At 57.4% G+C, this 16074-nt stretch carries 17 protein-coding genes and 2 pseudogenes; 3 read left to right on the top strand and 16 right to left on the bottom strand.

Going from position 1 to position 16074, the window contains the following annotated elements:
* Positions 1-92 precede the first annotated feature (92 nt).
* The 11 genes and pseudogenes from M9920_12450 to M9920_12400 form a co-directional block, all read right to left on the bottom strand.
* A complete protein-coding gene (locus M9920_12450; protein ID MCO5053101.1) occupies positions 93-662 on the bottom strand; it encodes a hypothetical protein in 570 nt (189 codons plus the stop codon).
* A gap of 5 nt (positions 663-667) precedes the next feature.
* Entirely contained in the window at positions 668-886 is a 219-nt protein-coding gene (locus M9920_12445; protein ID MCO5053100.1) for a hypothetical protein, read from the bottom strand.
* A gap of 381 nt (positions 887-1267) precedes the next feature.
* Complete coding sequence (locus M9920_12440; GenBank protein MCO5053099.1) at positions 1268-1873, bottom strand: FHA domain-containing protein; 606 nt, start codon at positions 1871-1873, stop codon at positions 1268-1270.
* Between the two features lie 188 nt (positions 1874-2061).
* Positions 2062-2376 carry a quaternary ammonium compound efflux SMR transporter SugE gene (sugE, locus tag M9920_12435; protein ID MCO5053098.1) on the bottom strand — a complete coding sequence of 105 codons (315 nt, stop codon included), beginning with the start codon at positions 2374-2376 and terminating at the stop codon, positions 2062-2064.
* 261 nt (positions 2377-2637) lie between these two features.
* Entirely contained in the window at positions 2638-3741 is a 1104-nt protein-coding gene (locus M9920_12430; protein MCO5053097.1) for an ABC transporter ATP-binding protein, read from the bottom strand.
* Between the two features lie 48 nt (positions 3742-3789).
* A complete protein-coding gene (locus tag M9920_12425) occupies positions 3790-4149 on the bottom strand; it encodes a four helix bundle protein (GenBank protein ID MCO5053096.1) in 360 nt (119 codons plus the stop codon).
* A gap of 81 nt (positions 4150-4230) precedes the next feature.
* Positions 4231-5127 (bottom strand): sulfate ABC transporter permease subunit CysW, encoded by an 897-nt coding sequence (cysW, locus tag M9920_12420; GenBank protein MCO5053095.1) that lies wholly within the window; start codon positions 5125-5127, stop codon positions 4231-4233.
* 53 nt (positions 5128-5180) lie between these two features.
* Positions 5181-5876: pseudogene (gene cysT / locus M9920_12415) on the bottom strand (sulfate ABC transporter permease subunit CysT).
* Positions 5877-6269: 393 nt separating this feature from the next.
* Positions 6270-6380: pseudogene (locus M9920_12410) on the bottom strand (sulfate ABC transporter permease subunit CysT).
* A gap of 114 nt (positions 6381-6494) precedes the next feature.
* Entirely contained in the window at positions 6495-7490 is a 996-nt protein-coding gene (locus M9920_12405) for a sulfate ABC transporter substrate-binding protein (protein MCO5053094.1), read from the bottom strand.
* Between the two features lie 24 nt (positions 7491-7514).
* The gene (locus M9920_12400) at positions 7515-8903 is read right to left on the bottom strand and encodes an OprO/OprP family phosphate-selective porin (GenBank protein MCO5053093.1); all 1389 of its coding nucleotides are present in this window, start codon (positions 8901-8903) and stop codon (positions 7515-7517) included.
* Between the two features lie 201 nt (positions 8904-9104).
* Between M9920_12400 and M9920_12395 the strand changes: the two genes are divergently transcribed.
* The 3 genes from M9920_12395 to queG all read left to right on the top strand — a co-directional run bounded on the left by M9920_12395 (position 9105) and on the right by queG (position 11511).
* Positions 9105-9572 carry an Rrf2 family transcriptional regulator gene (locus M9920_12395; protein MCO5053092.1) on the top strand — a complete coding sequence of 156 codons (468 nt, stop codon included), beginning with the start codon at positions 9105-9107 and terminating at the stop codon, positions 9570-9572.
* A gap of 100 nt (positions 9573-9672) precedes the next feature.
* Positions 9673-10230 (top strand): shikimate kinase, encoded by a 558-nt coding sequence (locus M9920_12390; protein MCO5053091.1) that lies wholly within the window; start codon positions 9673-9675, stop codon positions 10228-10230.
* Between the two features lie 117 nt (positions 10231-10347).
* Positions 10348-11511, top strand: a complete 1164-nt coding sequence (gene queG, locus M9920_12385; protein ID MCO5053090.1) for a tRNA epoxyqueuosine(34) reductase QueG — start codon at positions 10348-10350, stop codon at positions 11509-11511.
* Here queG and M9920_12380 read toward each other — a convergent pair.
* Genes M9920_12380 through M9920_12360 form a run of 5 tightly spaced genes read right to left on the bottom strand, consistent with a single transcriptional unit; the run spans position 11466 to position 16073 of the window.
* Positions 11466-12095, bottom strand: a complete 630-nt coding sequence (locus tag M9920_12380; protein ID MCO5053089.1) for a cytochrome c — start codon at positions 12093-12095, stop codon at positions 11466-11468. The two genes, queG and M9920_12380, sit on opposite strands and share 46 nt — an antisense overlap.
* On the bottom strand, positions 12092-12949 hold the full coding sequence (locus M9920_12375; protein ID MCO5053088.1) for a cbb3-type cytochrome c oxidase subunit II: 858 nt from the start codon (positions 12947-12949) through the stop codon (positions 12092-12094). Before M9920_12375 ends, M9920_12380 begins: the two co-directional genes overlap by 4 nt.
* 11 nt (positions 12950-12960) lie before the next feature.
* On the bottom strand, positions 12961-14379 hold the full coding sequence (locus M9920_12370; GenBank protein MCO5053087.1) for a cbb3-type cytochrome c oxidase subunit I: 1419 nt from the start codon (positions 14377-14379) through the stop codon (positions 12961-12963).
* An 18-nt stretch (positions 14380-14397) separates the two neighbouring features.
* On the bottom strand, positions 14398-14784 hold the full coding sequence (locus M9920_12365; GenBank protein MCO5053086.1) for a hypothetical protein: 387 nt from the start codon (positions 14782-14784) through the stop codon (positions 14398-14400).
* Positions 14784-16073 carry a hypothetical protein gene (locus M9920_12360; protein ID MCO5053085.1) on the bottom strand — a complete coding sequence of 430 codons (1290 nt, stop codon included), beginning with the start codon at positions 16071-16073 and terminating at the stop codon, positions 14784-14786. Before M9920_12360 ends, M9920_12365 begins: the two co-directional genes overlap by 1 nt.
* Position 16074 lies beyond the last annotated feature (1 nt).

Here is a 16074-nt window from a genome sequence, read left to right as displayed (position 1 = left end):
CGGGTGCAGCCGGAACGCTGCGCCAGTGCAAAATTCATGGCACGTTCAGTGCAGTGGTTGGTCGCGTACGGTTCACTTCCCTTTATTACGGTTCATTTGGCTGTGACCTTTTGCGGCGGCAATGTGAAGTTGCGCCAAGTGATGCCGCGACAAACCTCATGGTTTCTCAGAAGGAACAAAATGAGTGGCACTAGACAAAAACTTCCCATGATGACGATGTTCTGCGGGGTATAGTTGGCTTTGTTGACTATCCAAAGCAGCCTTCCTCCTTCTTTGCGTTCTGAGGAAAAGCCCAAACCGTTCGGCTCTTTTTTCGCCGCCTCGAATTCGGCCACATATGCAGGATGGTTCGCCAACTCCGGCGCGGCGTAATGAAACGGCAAAAACTCGTGACGGAGTTTGAAGGCGCAGACCAAAAGAATCACGCCGAGAACAAGTGGCTTGACCGCCCTTTTGAACAAAATGTCCGGATAGGGAAGTATGCAAAGGAGTGCAAAGAGGCCGCTGAACAAAGGCAAATACCAGAAACGGCTCATGGGCGTAATCCACAAGCTTGGGCGATACACACTTTCAATCGCTGCGCCCAAAATCATGAGAGCAGGTGAGAGCACCACTACTCGAAGCAATGTTCCAACAAGTTTTGTCACGATGCCAGTCCGCATACGAATTATGGAATCCAAGGATTAGTGGTTGAGCCAGTATCGCGTTGAACAGGCGTCCCGCGTTGCGAAGACTGAAAGCACGAATCTCCCTTGCGCGTGGTAGGCGTGAACAACGCCGTGCTGTCCTTGCTCCACAAACTAACCGTCGCCGTGTTCGTGGCCGTGCGCAGCACGTTCACAAACCCCGGCACCTCGCGGCTGGTGTATTGATTCAACAACTTCATGCGCGATTACTTATTGGCCATTTCAACTCAAACCAACTTTCAATTCAACTCAAACTCCGCAGCACCTAAGCCGGAACGGTTCGATTGGAGTTTGGGTGGAACGGGCCACTGGCCCGCTCTGTCGGGCTACCAGCCCGATAGTCGAACGCAAATAGTACGAACCCCATGGTGTGCGATCTCCGTGCGCTCGGCTGGGCGGCAGGTTGCCGCCCAGAACGGCCAAGTTGGCCGTTCCACCTGGGCCAACTGCATCTTTCCGGCCAAGCTGCGCAGCAGGCGCGGGTGGCCGACTCACTCCGGCGCGGCCGCTATTCAATGTCTGTTTTCCTGATGGTGGCTTCAATGGGCTATGGACCATTTACCCATGAACCTGATCCGTCGTCATTCAGATTTTCCACGGTGGATAAAAGGGAATTTATGCGTGGCGATGCGCCGGAGCTTGGACCAAAACGATTTCGACTTGGACCAGTCGGAATCCAGCGCCGCAACCGGATGACTGCACAGCTTGCAAAGTTTAAGTGTCTTGCCGCCTTTGCGGCGGATTCGCGTGACACAGTGGTCGCACAAGACGGAATGACAGTGCGAGCAGCGATGGGTCACTTTGGCGTTCGGATGGCGTTGGCAGAGCATCACCCCATCGGGCAAAACCACGGGCGGCGCCGGCACGACGTGATCAATGGCCGGAATCGTAATCTTTACTTCCACGTCCTCGACTACGAAAGCCACACTGCCCACCCGCAGGATTTGGCCGGGCAGCAAAACCGCCTGACGCACCGGCGCATCGTTGACAAAAGTGCCATTGGTGGAATCGAAATCGCGCAATAACACTCCATCGGCGGATAAAATCAATTCACAATGGCGCGCTGACACGGACGCATGGTTGATGGGAAAATCACATTCCTGGTCGCGCCCGAAGAGGTTCGCTCCGAGGTGCAACTCCAGGATTTCGGCCGGGCCGCCGTCATTCAGTTTTCGCAAACGCGCCATGCGGACTTGGCTGGATTTGCGCCATGCTGACAGCCGACGGGGTTTCTGTCGATTACTTTGCCGACCGCGCAACCTTTCGCGAGGCAGCCCCGCGGTCTGGCGCAAGCAAGTCGCGGTGGTTTGAAGCCAACCACCCGCCCCTGACCGAGGCCTTGCGTCATCGGCTCAAGCGGAATTGGCTGTTACTTTTACGAGGTGATTTTAAGGCCGAGGATGCCGAGAATGATGAACCCAACGCACACCAGTCGGATCGGCGTGGTCGGGTCTCCGAGAAAGGCGATGCCGCAGAGCACCGTGCCGACCGCTCCAATTCCAGTCCAAACGGCATACGCGGTGCCAATAGGCAATGACTTGGTCGCGACGCCAAGCAATCCAACGCTGATGGCCAATGCGACGATGGTGCCCACACTCGGCCACAAACGAGTAAACCCATCAGTGAATTTGAGGCTGACCGCCCAGGTGATTTCGAATAGCGCCGCGATGATAAGAATGACCCATGACATACATCTTCTTTTGGTTGCCAGGGTCGTCCCTGATTTTACAGGTTAAAGCGTCGGGGTCGTCCCCGATGCAGACAGGCAGCAGGTTGGTTCAAAAGACGATGGTGGTCAATGGCTTATGCACTCTGTACTTTTGTCCCGTCACCGCATCTGCGCCGGTCGCGAGCTTCGGAAACGCGATGAGGTCGCCGATGCTTGCCGGTAGCGACAGACATTCTTGCCGGTCGTAGAGCCGGGCGGCCAATCCGGCGGAAAGAACCGCGCTCAGATATTTTCGCCAAAGGTCGGGGGCGGTTGATACTCGGATTCCAACTCCGGAGTCAGACGGGAATGTTCAGTGGCCAGCACCCGGTAGTTTTTGATCCGCAGAGAGACTTTCACTCCGTCATATAGTCCCAACTGCGAATACTCCTCCTTGGTCATGCGACTGCGCAGCACCAGCCCACTGGCCAGCTCCAATTCCAGCCGGAGCATGATCCCCAGGAAGTACGTGCGCCGCAGGACCGCGCGATAGGGAAGCAGATTCAGATTCGTGGAAATTTGCACGGCGTACGGACGGAAACCGAGACGCAGGCGCGCGCCTTCAGCGTAACCAGGAGTGATGAATTGCAATTCGTTGACGCGGGCCACGCCGCCCTGCACTTCCGCCTCCAACACATTCATCACGCCGACAAATCGCGCCACAAACTCGTTGACCGGCTGTTCATACACTTCCCGCGGCGCCCCGGTTTGTTCGAGCCGGCCCTTCGAGAAAATGACGATCCGGTTGGAGACTTCCATCGCCTCCTCCTGATCGTGCGTCACAAAAATCGTGGTCACGTTCAGATCGTGATGCAAGGTGACCAACCACTCCCGCAGCTCCTGGCGAATCTTCGCGTCCACGGCGCCGAACGGTTCGTCCAGCAACAACACGCTGGGCTTGGGCGCCAAGGCGCGCGCAATCGCCACCCGCTGGCGTTGTCCGCCCGATAACTGGTGCGGATAACGCTTGTCCAAGCCTTGCAAATCAAACTGCGCCAACAATTCGCCGACCCGCGCCACGATGTCGGCGCGTTTCCACTTTTTAACCTTCAAGCCGAACGCAATGTTCTTGAACACGTTCATGTTCCGGAACAACGCATAATTTTGAAACACGAAGCCGATGTTGCGCTGCCGGACCGACACGTCGTTCACCCGTTGTCCGCGAATAAAAATATCCCCGGCCGTCGGCTCCTCCAGTCCGGCAATCATGCGGAGCACGGTGGTTTTGCCGCCGCCGCTGGGCCCCAGCAAACCGACCAATTCACCTTCCTGGACGGTAAAGTTCACCTCCGCCACGGCCGTCACTTCGCCAAATTTTTTGGTGATCTGTTTAAGTTCGATGCTCATGGAAAGTAGAGGGTTGATGGTGGATAGTGGATGGGACGGCCGTGCCGATCATCTGGCCTTTAACTGTGAGTTGCGCAAACCGCTTAACATGCGCCCTTGTTCTTCCGCCGCAGCATAAAGTTTTTGAAAATCGGCGTCGTTCAAGAAACCCTGCTGCCGGGCGAGGAATGATTGTGAAACCACTTCAAAAACGGAGCCCGTGGCAAGCTCCAGGAACCGGGCAAAATCCGCCTTGGAAAAACGTGAACTGCCCTCGGCAATGTTCGAGGAAACAGAGACGGCCGCGCGGCGCATCTGGCTGGTCAGACCAAAGCGCTCCTCCCCGGGAAAGGAACTGGTCGTCCGATAAACCAAATCGGCGAAATCAATCGCCTTCCGCCACGTGTCCAATCGTTCAAAAACAAACATGTTTTTCCTTTCGTTCCAGCGCTGGTCTGCCACGGACGGGCCGGGCCGCGCGCGCCGACTCCGCCTTTCCACCATCCACCATCAACCATCTACTTGCTCCTGCTGCGCCCGTTCAAATTCCCGCTGTTGACGCCATTCCAATAAGGTCTTGAACGCCAAGGTCACCAGGGCGAGCAACGCCAACAAACTGGCGACGGCAAACGCCGCCTGTCCTTGAAACTCGTCATTCAAACTCTCGACCCGCAACGGCATGGTCTGCGTTTTACCGGCGATATTGCCGCTGACCACGCGCACGGCGCCAAACTCGCCCATCGCTCGCGCGTTGCACAAAATCACGCCGTACAGCAAACCCCATTTGGCTCCGGGCAGCGTGACGTGCCAGAAGGTTTGCCACCCGCTGGCCCCCAACGCCAGCGCCGCGTGTTCCTGGTCCGAGCCGGTGGATTGCATCGTGGGAATCAATTCGCGCGCGACAAACGGAAACGTGACAAACACTGTGGCCAGCACCATCCCCGGCACGGCAAAGATGACTTGCAAATCATGTTCGCGCAGCCAGGCTCCGAAGTAACCCTGCAACCCGAACAAGACCACGAACATCAGCCCCGCCACCACCGGGGACACGGAAAACGGCAGATCAATCAGCGTGATGAGCAAGGCTTTGCCGCGGAATTCAAATTTGGCAATCGCCCAGGCCGCCGCCAGACCAAAGATGACATTCAGCGGCACGCTGATGGCCGCGATCAACAGGGTGAGTTTCATGGCCGCCCAGGCGTCCGGATGCGATATGGCCCGCCAGTAGCCGCCCACGCCGTTGGCGCAAGCCTGCACAAACACGTTGGCCAGCGGTAGCAACAGAAACACGAGACAGAAAACCATCGCGACGCCGATGAGCATCCACTTGGTCAACGCCGATTCCTCCGCGCCGCGCTGAGATTTTGCGCACCCGGTGATATTTTGTCGTTTCAGAATTCCGGCCATACGTCACTCGCTGGTTCACCTCAAAAAGCTTTTCATGATCAGAAGGTGGCGGCTCATTCCTTTACAAACTTGCCGGCCCATTGCTCGATGATGTTGATGCCCACCAACAAACCAAAAGAGAATACCAACAACACCACCGCGAGCGTCATGGCTCCCGAGTAATCATATTGTTCGAGTCGCACCACGATGAGATACGGGGCGATCTCGCTCCGATACGGCAGGTTGCTGGATACAAAAATGACCGAACCGAACTCTCCGATTGCACGCGCAAAGGCCAGGGCAAATCCGGTGAGAATCGAGGGCAGCAAAGACGGCAAAATAACGCTGCGAAAGGTGTGCAGCCGCCCGGCCCCGAGCATGGCGGAAGCTTCCTCAACTTCACGTTCAAAATTTTTGAGAATGGGTTGCAGGGTGCGCACCACAAACGGCAGTCCCACGAAAATCAACGCGACCACCACGCCAAACCACGACAGGTACTGCGTGATGCCCTCCCGCCGACCGTCCGCCGTCGTCTGCGCTAAAAATCCGCCCAGCCAACCGTTGGCAGCAAATAAACTCGCCAGCGTCAAACCCGCCACGGCGGTTGGTAACGCAAAAGGAAAATCCACCAGCGCATCAATGAAACGACGTCCGTAAAATTCGTAGCGCACCAATACCCAGGCCACCAGCGTGCCAAACACCGCGTTGATCAATGCCGCGATTAAAGAAGCGCCAAACGTCAATCGGTAGGCAGCCAACGCTCGCGGGCTTACGGCCGAAAGCCAAAGGTCCACCCAGTTCGTTTTCTTGTTGATGTTGAAATGGAAGGCGTCTTCCAAAAGCGTCCGGTTCAACCACTCCACGGAGCCGCCGTGCCGGAGATACCATTGAGCTTTATCACTCAGAACGATTCCATCAAACCGCGCGGCGCTGTAAATCGTCTCTCCCGCGACCAGTTGATTTAAGGCGCTGATGAAATCCTGTTGCGCCACGGCCTGGGTCGCGCCGTCGGCAGCGATTTGCTGGCGCGTGGCCGCCGGCAACTTTTCCCAGAGGAACAGCGAGAGTTGGTCGGGATGCTCCTGAACGCGCTCGATCAGTTCGGGCAAATCGTCGAAATCCGCGGTGGTGAACGCCGCCGTGTTGGCGCCCGCCTGAAACACCCGCAGAAAAAGCGCGGCAATCGGAATCAACACGATCAAGCTCAGATAGAGCACCGTGTATCCCATCGTCAGGCCGAAGCCCGGGAGCACATTAGTTTTTTTTCCTGCCATCAGATCGCGAAAGTCTAGGTAAAATCAAATCAGCGGCAAAACCTTTCGCCCCGAACGATCCCGCCGCCAAGCCGGAGATTTTTTGAGATTCGAATCATCAATTCCATCGGGCTTCTAGCGGTTGGCTTGTTGAATTTGGTCATAGAAACCGCCATCGGCAAAGTGCGTCTTATGCGCCTTTTGCCAACCGCCAAATACGTCGTCAATTGTGAAAAGTTCCAGCTTCGTGAACTGGGCCGCAAATTGACTGGTCGGGGCTGGATGACGCGGTCGAAAGTGATGTTTGGCCGCAATCTCCTGCCCTTCCGGCGTGTAAAGATATTCGAGATACGCCTGCGCCACGTCCGTCGCGCCGTGGCGTTTGACATTCTTATCCACCACCGCCACCGGCGGCTCCGCCAGAATGCTGATGGAGGGCACGACCAGCTCAAATTCGCCGCGGCCCGATTCTTTCATCGAGAGGATGGCTTCGTTTTCCCAGCCTACGAGCACGTCGCCGATGCCGCGTTGCACGAAGGTTGTTGTCGCGCCACGCGCGCCGGTATCCAGCACCGGCACGTTCTTGTAAAACTGTTGCACGAACGCCCGGGCCTTGGTTTCATCGCCGCCATTCTGCTTCAACGCGTAACCCCAAGCGGCGAGATACGTCCAACGCGCCGCCCCCGAGGTTTTCGGATTGGCCGGGATGATTCGAATGCCCGGTTTCACAAGGTCCGCCCAATCCTTGATGCCCCTGGGATTGCCCTTGCGCACAAGAAACACAATCGTCGAAGTGTAGGGCGATGCATTTTGAGGCAATCGCTTTTGCCAGTCAGGGGCCAGCAGGCGCGCTCTTCGCGCCACGGCGTCAATGTCATACGCCAACGCAAGAGTGACCACGTCGGCTTCCAGTCCATCAATCACCGCGCGCGCCTGTTTGCCCGAGCCGCCGTGCGATTGCTCAATCTTCACCGTGACGCCGGTCTTTTCCTTCCAGTATTTTGCGAACGCGACGTTGTACTCCTGATACAACTCGCGGGTCGGGTCATACGAGACGTTGAGCAACTTGACGTCCTTGGCAGAAACGCTGAGCGCGATTCCCAACCACAGCAGACTCCAGATTGTTCTCATTAGGTTTGGCTTTTTGAAATTGATTTAGAATGACAGTTGCGCCCGGGTGAAAAGCACTTGTTCCGGCTGCCGCGTGATCGCAGCCAGCGGAGTTGCGCCCGTGCCGCCACCGTCAAACGTCGTGCGCGCGTAACTGGTTTTGACGGTCAGATTCTTGTTGGGATACCAGTTCAAGCCCACCGTCCAGACCTGCGCCGACCTGGCGGCCGCTGCCGGATCGGCGTAAATCGGAAACGCCGCCTCATCCAGATTCAGTTCACCATACCGACCCACAATCTGGAACGCCCCCCAGTTGCCATGGCGCGGATCAAAGGCGCGACGCGGCGTCACGCCGTTAAACGCCGCCGCCTCGCCCGTCAGCACCCAACCCACCGTCACCTGCCAACCCGTGTGACGCAACAGCGCGGATTGGAACGGCGCGACCGTCTGACGAACCTTCAGCGCAGAGAGAGTATATTCCCCCAGCAGACTGAACGGACCGAAATAATAATAGCTCTGCGGCGCCACCCGCCAGTGCGCTCCGTCAGCCACCGTCGTCGTGTTGTAAGCGAAAAATTGTTGCTGCCCAACCGTGTTATAGCCATGGCCCTCAGGCAAACCGGTTGCGCTCGCCGGGGAATAATCCGTCCAGCTTCCGCCCACGCCCAAACCCAAACCACGCAAGCCAGCCACTTCACCTTGCAAAAACGGCAACGTGAATAACCGCCCCGCAAATTCCTTGCTGTCGTCAAAATCCATATTGCCGGAATTGCGGCCGTCGCCCAAGCCGTTGAAAATCCCCACCGCGTAACTCAACGTCCCGCCGTTGACCTCGCCGCCAAGCTGGAAACCAACATCTCGACCGGACACCAACCCGCTTGGCAGGGCGCGCTCATTGAACGCGGTCACCGGATCCGGCTGCAGATATTCCAAGCCGATGGGAGTTTTGAATTTTCCGATGCGCGCCTGTAACCACGGCTGATACCGGTAGTGCAGGTAGGCATCGAAAATCTGCACGGTGGGGCCGCCGAAGTCCGGCGAGAAATTAAAATCAAAATCGCGATAGATCGTGCCGGAAAAAATCGGCCGCGCGCGCCGGAGCAAAAAGCCATCATTGCCCGCAATGCCACCGTCATCAAAAAACGTCCGGCTGTCCACCTGCAACAAGCCGTGCAGGGCAAACACGAAATTGGTATCCGCTGAACGAACCACCAATCCGTCGGCACCGACGGAAACCGTCGGCGCCGCTTGGGCCTGGTCCGTCGCGGCTTCCTGGTTCAATTCCGCGTTGCGCTCCAGGAGCTTCACTCGCTGCTCCAATTCTTGCAATCGTTGCAACAGCGCGTTTACGTCCACCTCCGACGGCTGCGCGACCGCGTCTCCGATTCCAATCCATGCTCCCATTAGTAAGATTGCGATAATTTTTACGTTCATTTGGCGAAGCTGACAATCCGTTGGATCTTCGTCCTTATCACCTACCATCACCGGACGTATAACAGCCTAAAATGCCTGGCACCGACGAGATTATATTAAATCTACAGTAAATCAATGTATTTAGAACAATATAATGCTAACACCCAAGCCGCACTGTCCGGCCAATCTTGACTTCATGTGTGTAGATTACTAACTTTTTGTATGAAGTTAACGGTCCGAGGCCAATACGCTTTGCGCGCCATGCAGGTGCTCGCCCATAATTTTCGGAACGACGATACCGTGATCCGGATTCAAGCGATCTCCAGCAAACAGAAAATTCCCAAGCGCTTCCTGGAACAAATCTTGAATGATCTCAAATCCGCCGGACTGGTCGTGAGCAAGCGCGGCGTTGCCGGTGGCTACCGGCTCAAGCGTCCGCCGCAACAGATCAGCCTCGCGGAAATCATCCGTCACATCGAGGGACCATTGGCGCCGGTCAGTTGTGTCAGCAAATACTTTTACGAAAAATGCACCTGCCCGGACGAAGCGCGCTGCGCCATTCACGGAGTGATGAAAGAAGTGCGCGATTGCGTCGCCGAAATGATGGAAAACACCACGTTGAATGATCTGGTGGAACGCGCGCGCAAACTCGAACAGCAATCGCAAAACTCCTACGACTTCGTCATTTGAAATCCGCGCCTCCCTCTCAAAAAAAATTCCTGACACTCCCAAGCGGTCCAACCGCGCTTTTCCGATTGGTTTGCGGGTAAAATTCCTTTAAGCTGTGCGCGTGTCCACTGAGCGTCACTATCGGAATCTTGCCCTCATCGGTTTCATGGGCACCGGTAAATCCACCGTGGGCCGATTGCTGGCCGAGCAGCTCAAATTCGATTTCCTCGATACGGACTTTCTGATCGAACAACGCTGCGGTAAAAAGATAACCGAAATTTTCGCGCAACACGGCGAACCAACCTTCCGCAAATTGGAGGCGCAACTGGTCACCGAATTGGCGAATCGCGATCGCACCGTCATCGCCACGGGCGGCGGGCTGCCGATCCACCCGGCCAATCTGGAAAGTCTCAAATCACACGCTTTGGTCGTCTGTCTTTGGGCTTCGCCCGAACGGATTTACGATCGCGTCCGCGAACAGTCCCATCGCCCACTCCTGAATGATCCGGACCCCTCCGGCAAAATCCGCGCGCTCCTTGCGGAACGCGAACCGTTCTACCGGCAGGCGGACATTCTGATCAACTGCGACTTCCGTTCCGCGCGGGAAGTGGCCCAACAGATTGTCAACCAATTCCGCCTCGGCCCGGCCACGAGTGAACGCGCGCCCACCAATCTTTGAACCGCCGCACCGCGCCGCCGCCCTTGCCACTTCGCCACACCGAACCCAATTTGAAAACCATAAAATGATCGCAATGCTTCGTCTCCGCCACATCGCTTGCGACGCTCAATTTGCTTTATGGAAATGAAAGAGCTGATCCGCCAGCACGCGCTGGCATTGGGTTTCGACGACTGTCGTTTTACCACTGCGGCCCCGACCGCCGGTGCGTTGTATTTCCAAGCCTGGCTGCAGGACAATAAAAATGGCGAGATGGCATGGATGGCCCGCAACGCAGAAAAACGGGTCAATCCGGACCTGGTCCTGAACGGAGCCAAAACCATCATCGCCTTGGCCATTTCGTACGCCGACGAAAATGAAGTTCGCTCCGACAGCAAAGACCACTCAACTGCCGCAACCTCCCCCGCCCCGACCGGTTCGCCTCACGGCGTGATCGCCCGCTACGCGCGTTACACCGATTATCACGATGTGCTCAAGGACCAGCTCAAGGCGCTCAACGAATTTGTGAATGCACAAGGCGGGCCGGAAACGCGATCGTTGTGGTACGTGGATACGGGGCCGATTTTGGAACGCGAAATGGCGCAACGCGCCGGCATCGGTTTCATCGGCAAACACAACAATGTCATCAGCCGCAAACTGAGCAACTGGATCATTCTGGCGGAAATCATCACGACCCTGGAACTGCCGCCCGACGAGCCGGAAAAAAACCGCTGCGGCACCTGCACCAGTTGCATCACCGCCTGTCCGACGGGCGCGATTACCGCGCCGTTCCAACTGGACGCGCGCCGCTGCATTTCCTACCTGACCATCGAGCTTAAAGGGGCCATTCCGGTGGAGCTGCGGCCGCTGATTGGCAATCGCATTTTTGGTTGTGACGATTGTCTCGCCGCTTGTCCGTGGAATAAATTCGCGCAATCCGGAAAAATCATGAAGGCTCACGCCCAACCCAATCTGGGCACTCAAGACCTCATTGAATTACTGTCGTTGGACAACGCCGGCTTTAAGCAACGCTTCGCCGGAACTCCGCTGATCCGCACGAAACGGCGCGGCGTTTTACGCAACGTGTGTGTGGCCTTGGGAAATGTCGGCGATGAACGCGCCCTGCCCGCCTTGGAAAAAGCCGCGCAGGATGTGGAGCCGCTGATCGTCGAACACGCGCTCTGGGCCATTGCCGCCATCAAAGCGCGTTGTGGTGAAGCCACAAAAAATCCGGCGCCGGACGCAACCGCTCAACCGGCTCAAGGGACCTTCAGCAATTGCTCGGGCGTAAAATTGCCGGGATGATCTTTGATGCTGGCGCGAACCGCCTCGGCATGAGCGGGTTTCACCGCGCCCGGAAGATCGGCAAAATGACGTCGCACGTAGGATGCGATCGCGGCGATCTGCGTAGATTTTTCCTTTTCATCACCCGGCAATGAGTCGCCCACGGCCAACATCGTGCCGGTATTGTACACCTTGCCATTCACCGTAATTGGCCCGGTCAAGCCCTTGGAAATCAGCATGATCATTCGATCCGGCGTTTCGTGGTCAACCCATTCGGAATCAATCAAAGGCGGACAACCGTTTGCCGGATTGCCCACGCCAGTATCCATGTGGCAAACCGCGCAATTCGCGGCGTAGAGCTTTTTGCCGAAGGCGATGAAATTTGCATCCGGATCGCTGTTGGGCTGGTAACGCGCCAGGTCCGGAATGGACCGATACGGGGCATACACTTTGGCGTCGAACCAACCGCCGTACAGGTCGAAATACCACGCGCCGAAATACAACAGGACCAACAGTGCCGCCATCAACCACACGGGAATGGGCGCCATCGCCACCGTGGGTTCAGCTTCGGCTCGATCCGATTTGTTGGAAGCATCGGTTTTCATTTCGTGACAACGGCAACGTCATTGGTGGCCGGCGGGACTGGCGGAGTCACCGGTGACTCATACAGCGGCGCATCGGCCCGCAAACTCAACAAATACGCCACCAGTGATCGGGCCGCTTCCGTCGGAACAATTTCATATCCGGCGGGAGGGGCAAAATCGCCGGTCAACGGCAGCGCCTCCGGCGTTGGGTTCCGTCCCCGCTTGCGTTGCTCAAAAAGAAAACAGTAACCCGGCATGGTGGAATCTTTCACCACCGTTTTCGGCGCATAGAGGTGCAACAATTGCCATTGTGCGTCGGGGTGCATGCGGCCCGCATCCGTCAGGTCGGGACCGAAGCGGCGGATGCCCGGCTGCACCACCGGATCGTAAATATAATCCTGCGCCACGCTGCGACGCGAACCCCAGTGGCGGCTGATGTCCGGACCGCTCGGCAAAATTTCCACCGTGGCCTGACCACCCGCCTCGGAAATGGCCGTGACCAGACTATCCGCAGCGGCGGTGTCGGCCACCTGCCCCAATACCTTGGGAACATTCGCCAGCGATTCAATCTGACCAAACTGTGGCGCAACCGTTCGAATCGCGTCCAACACGTTGGCGGAGTTCGTTCCGGCATTGACCAAAGTGACTTCAACCGTTGTGCCCTGCTGATTGATCTGCCGGCTATGACAATAAACGCAACCGAGCGAGCGATAAACTTCCGCGCCCTGCATCGCCTGCCCGGAACGCGCCAGTGGATAAGCATCTCCGGCGGGAATGGTCTTGGCCTGATCCACGCGCCCCAACTGCAGTTGCGTCACCAGCACGAAGCCGCTCCACGAAATCGCCAGCGCAACGAAGGCGGTTAGAAATACCATGCTGCCGGACTTCACGACTTCACCTCCACAGGTTGCAGCGCCAGCGCCACCTGCTGTTTCAGCAGTGTGCGATAATACGTCAGGATCAACCAACCGACGTTGACGCAAAAGACCAGGGTGCCGAGCGCGATCAGGGTTTCTCCCAACGTGCTGATCCGCACCCACAGCACGGCCGCCTGCGCCGTGGCTTCAAACGGCACCGTGGCATCCGCCAGGCGCAAGCCCTGACGCACTCCACCGACGAGCAACGGCAGTGCCAGGAGCAAACTCCCGGGCATGGCCAGCCAGAAATGCGCGCGAATGCGGCACAGGCCGATCTCCAATCCGGAGACGCGCGGTAAAATGTGATACACGGCGGCAAACATGGTCATGGCAAAAAAGCCGTAAAGCCGCAGCATGATCTGCCCTTCCGTAAACCAGGTAAAATCCGTCGTCCGGGCCACCACTGGACACGCGGCCACAGCGGAAACCAGCGTTGCCAGAACCAACATGAACGCGCCGAACTTGGCGAAACAAAGCACGCCGCCCATGCAGGCGGTCTGTCCCTCACCACTCGTGGTTTTCACCACCAGAATGCCCAAGGCGAGCGCGGGCACAATCATCAACGCAGCCGCCGTGCTGCTGAAGACTCCCATCCAGGCAGGCAGCGGCGCATGCACCGGCAGGCCGGTCCACGAGCCGAACAACGCCACCGTTACGAAGATGAACAGCGCCAGATAGTAGCTGTGCAACGGTTTTCCGGCGAGCTTGGGCAGCACATACACGGTCACCGCCAGCCCCGCCAACGTCAGCCAGACGTTCAGCAGGTTGCCCGCGAACCACCAAGCGATGGCGGCTTGCACCACGCCTCGAACCGGGTGCATTTGCAACAGAAAAACGGACGTGGAGAAAATCCAGATGAACCAGAGCGCAGCGCCCAAAACGAACCACTGGGACGGATAGAGATTGGATTCGTTCCGCCAGGAACAAGTCATGATCAGCCAGACGGTCATCAGCATGAACGCCAGAAACAGAATGACGGCGGCGTAGCGGGGCAACTCGAGCCACTCGAAACCGGAATTGTCTCCACTCAATATGCCGATCAACCCCACCAGCACGCCCACATGCCACAGTTTTGCGCCCACGGTGATCAAGGTTGGGTTCATCGCCTTGATGCGCCCCAATCGGGCCATCAACCAGAGGCCCGCTCCCCAAGCCGTAGGAACGCCGAAGCCGTAGATGAACAGATACGCCCAAGTTGGATAAGCCCGGCCAAACGTAAGTAACGGGCAATTGGCCAGCAGCGATGGATTATGAAAAGTCATCGCGGCCGCCAAGCCGAAGATCGAACTCAGTACCAGCCAGCCAGCGGCACAACCGAAGAGCGCAAACAGCGGCAATCGGCACGAACGATCAATCGGGCCGGGTACTGGAGAAATAGTCGCGGTCATTGAGACACAAACCGGAATTTATTCAAAGTCACTGGGCGGCGGCGGTGGTGGTGGCGCCACATAAAACGCCTTTTCCACCCGTTCCAATAAAATCGCGCGAGCTTGCGCCGGGTTTTGCCATTGGCGCTCGGCCAACTTCATGGCGTCGGCGATCGGCAAGCGCACGACCCCTTTGCCTTGATCCACCCAGCCCACATGATTGAGCGTTTGCGCCTCCGCCCCGCGCAGTTCGGCCAGAGCCGCGGCGCGTTCCGCGGCGCGTTGCGCATCCAAGGGCGCGGGCGTGGTGTACTGGCGGGTCTTCCACACGAGCGCGGCGAAGATCAAACAGGCGCTCACCACCGCGAGAATTCGCGGCAGATTCTTGCCGCAGCCGTGTCCTTCAGATTCGTAGGCGTCTGTCATCAGTGATTTCCTCCCGTTGGCGCGGTCGCCCCCAATCTGCCACCCGCGGCGGCGCTTGGGGCAACCGTCGGATGATACAGGCCCATCGCCTCGATCAGACGCGGGTCTTTTTGCGGGAACGGCGCGGTGCGCTTGAACTCCTTCAAAAATTTCAGCATCAAAACTCCAACCATGGCCGCAGTCAAACCGAACGCGACGAAGCTCCAGCCCACCGGGAAGCCCGCGCGGAAATGCGGCGGGAACACGCACCAGATCATGTCCACGAAATGCATCAGCCAGGACCAGATTGCCAGCGGGACCATGATGGCAAAATTGCTCTTCACATCAATGCGCAGCAGCGCGAGAAACGGCAGGAAGAAATGCCCGAAAATAATGACCATGCCCACCCAGAACCAGGTGCCCTTTTCGCGCACCACGAAGTAGAACGTTTCCTCGGGCATGTTGGCATTCCAGATGATGAAATACTGCGAGAAGGTGACGTAGGCGTAAAACACCGTAAACGCGAACAGCAGCGATCCCAGGTAGTAGTATTGGTGCTCATGCAACACGTCGGAGATGATGCCCTGCCGATCCAGAATCATCGTAATGACGTAAACCGTCGCCAAGACCAGCCACACGCAACCGGCGAAGTAATACACGCCATACATGGTGGAGAACCATTCCAATTCCAACGCCTTCATCCACATGATCGCGCCGAAAGTCAGCGAGAAGCCGTAGAGGAAAATTCCGATGCACGCCGTCACGCGCATCTTGTGGGTCCAATGCGCCGCCCCATCCTGATCCTGGCTGACGGATAACGAACGCAACCGCCAGGATAGAAACCAGAGGATTGCCAGCGTCCCGATGGATACCAGCCAGAAACCTGTGGTGGTAAAAACGGGTTGTTTGGCATGCAGCGCATGATTCAGATGCGGATTCCAGCTCAACCACGGATAAATCTGTTTTGCAAAAATTCCGATGGGGAGAAAGAACCCGGGCGCCAGACTGAAGACCGAGACCGAAAGATGTTCACAACAACGGCGGATCGGCACCGACCACCCCGCATCAAACAAATGATGCACCAGCACCAGGAACAACGCGCCCGCGCCCAGGCTGAGCAGGAACATGAACGCCACCACATACGCCAGCAGGAAACTGGTGGCCGCCTGTCGGGTCAGGGCAACGCCCAGCCCGATCAAACCGATGAGCAAACCCGCGCCGATCAACTTGAGCGGCAGGTTGCGCCAGCGCGCCAAGTCCAACGGGCGGGCCACCGGGTCAGTATTGGAAAATTCGTCTTGTTGACTCATA

It is taken from the genome of Verrucomicrobiia bacterium (assembly GCA_023953615.1).
Taxonomy (GTDB): domain Bacteria; phylum Verrucomicrobiota; class Verrucomicrobiia; order Limisphaerales; family JADLHS01; genus JADLHS01.
This window is presented reverse-complemented; position numbering and strand designations above follow the sequence as displayed.

Coding starts and splice junctions, on each gene's coding strand:
- M9920_12450 (MCO5053101.1), bottom strand. CDS start 662: ATGCGGACTGGCATCGTGACAAAACTTGTTGGAACATTGCTTCGAGTA.
- M9920_12445 (MCO5053100.1), bottom strand. CDS start 886: ATGAAGTTGTTGAATCAATACACCAGCCGCGAGGTGCCGGGGTTTGTG.
- M9920_12440 (MCO5053099.1), bottom strand. CDS start 1,873: ATGGCGCGTTTGCGAAAACTGAATGACGGCGGCCCGGCCGAAATCCTG.
- sugE (MCO5053098.1), bottom strand. CDS start 2,376: ATGTCATGGGTCATTCTTATCATCGCGGCGCTATTCGAAATCACCTGG.
- M9920_12430 (MCO5053097.1), bottom strand. CDS start 3,741: ATGAGCATCGAACTTAAACAGATCACCAAAAAATTTGGCGAAGTGACG.
- M9920_12425 (MCO5053096.1), bottom strand. CDS start 4,149: ATGTTTGTTTTTGAACGATTGGACACGTGGCGGAAGGCGATTGATTTC.
- cysW (MCO5053095.1), bottom strand. CDS start 5,127: ATGGCCGGAATTCTGAAACGACAAAATATCACCGGGTGCGCAAAATCT.
- M9920_12405 (MCO5053094.1), bottom strand. CDS start 7,490: ATGAGAACAATCTGGAGTCTGCTGTGGTTGGGAATCGCGCTCAGCGTT.
- M9920_12400 (MCO5053093.1), bottom strand. CDS start 8,903: ATGAACGTAAAAATTATCGCAATCTTACTAATGGGAGCATGGATTGGA.
- M9920_12395 (MCO5053092.1), top strand. CDS start 9,105: ATGAAGTTAACGGTCCGAGGCCAATACGCTTTGCGCGCCATGCAGGTG.
- queG (MCO5053090.1), top strand. CDS start 10,348: ATGGAAATGAAAGAGCTGATCCGCCAGCACGCGCTGGCATTGGGTTTC.
- M9920_12380 (MCO5053089.1), bottom strand. CDS start 12,095: ATGAAAACCGATGCTTCCAACAAATCGGATCGAGCCGAAGCTGAACCC.
- M9920_12375 (MCO5053088.1), bottom strand. CDS start 12,949: ATGGTATTTCTAACCGCCTTCGTTGCGCTGGCGATTTCGTGGAGCGGC.
- M9920_12370 (MCO5053087.1), bottom strand. CDS start 14,379: ATGACCGCGACTATTTCTCCAGTACCCGGCCCGATTGATCGTTCGTGC.
- M9920_12365 (MCO5053086.1), bottom strand. CDS start 14,784: ATGACAGACGCCTACGAATCTGAAGGACACGGCTGCGGCAAGAATCTG.
- M9920_12360 (MCO5053085.1), bottom strand. CDS start 16,073: ATGAGTCAACAAGACGAATTTTCCAATACTGACCCGGTGGCCCGCCCG.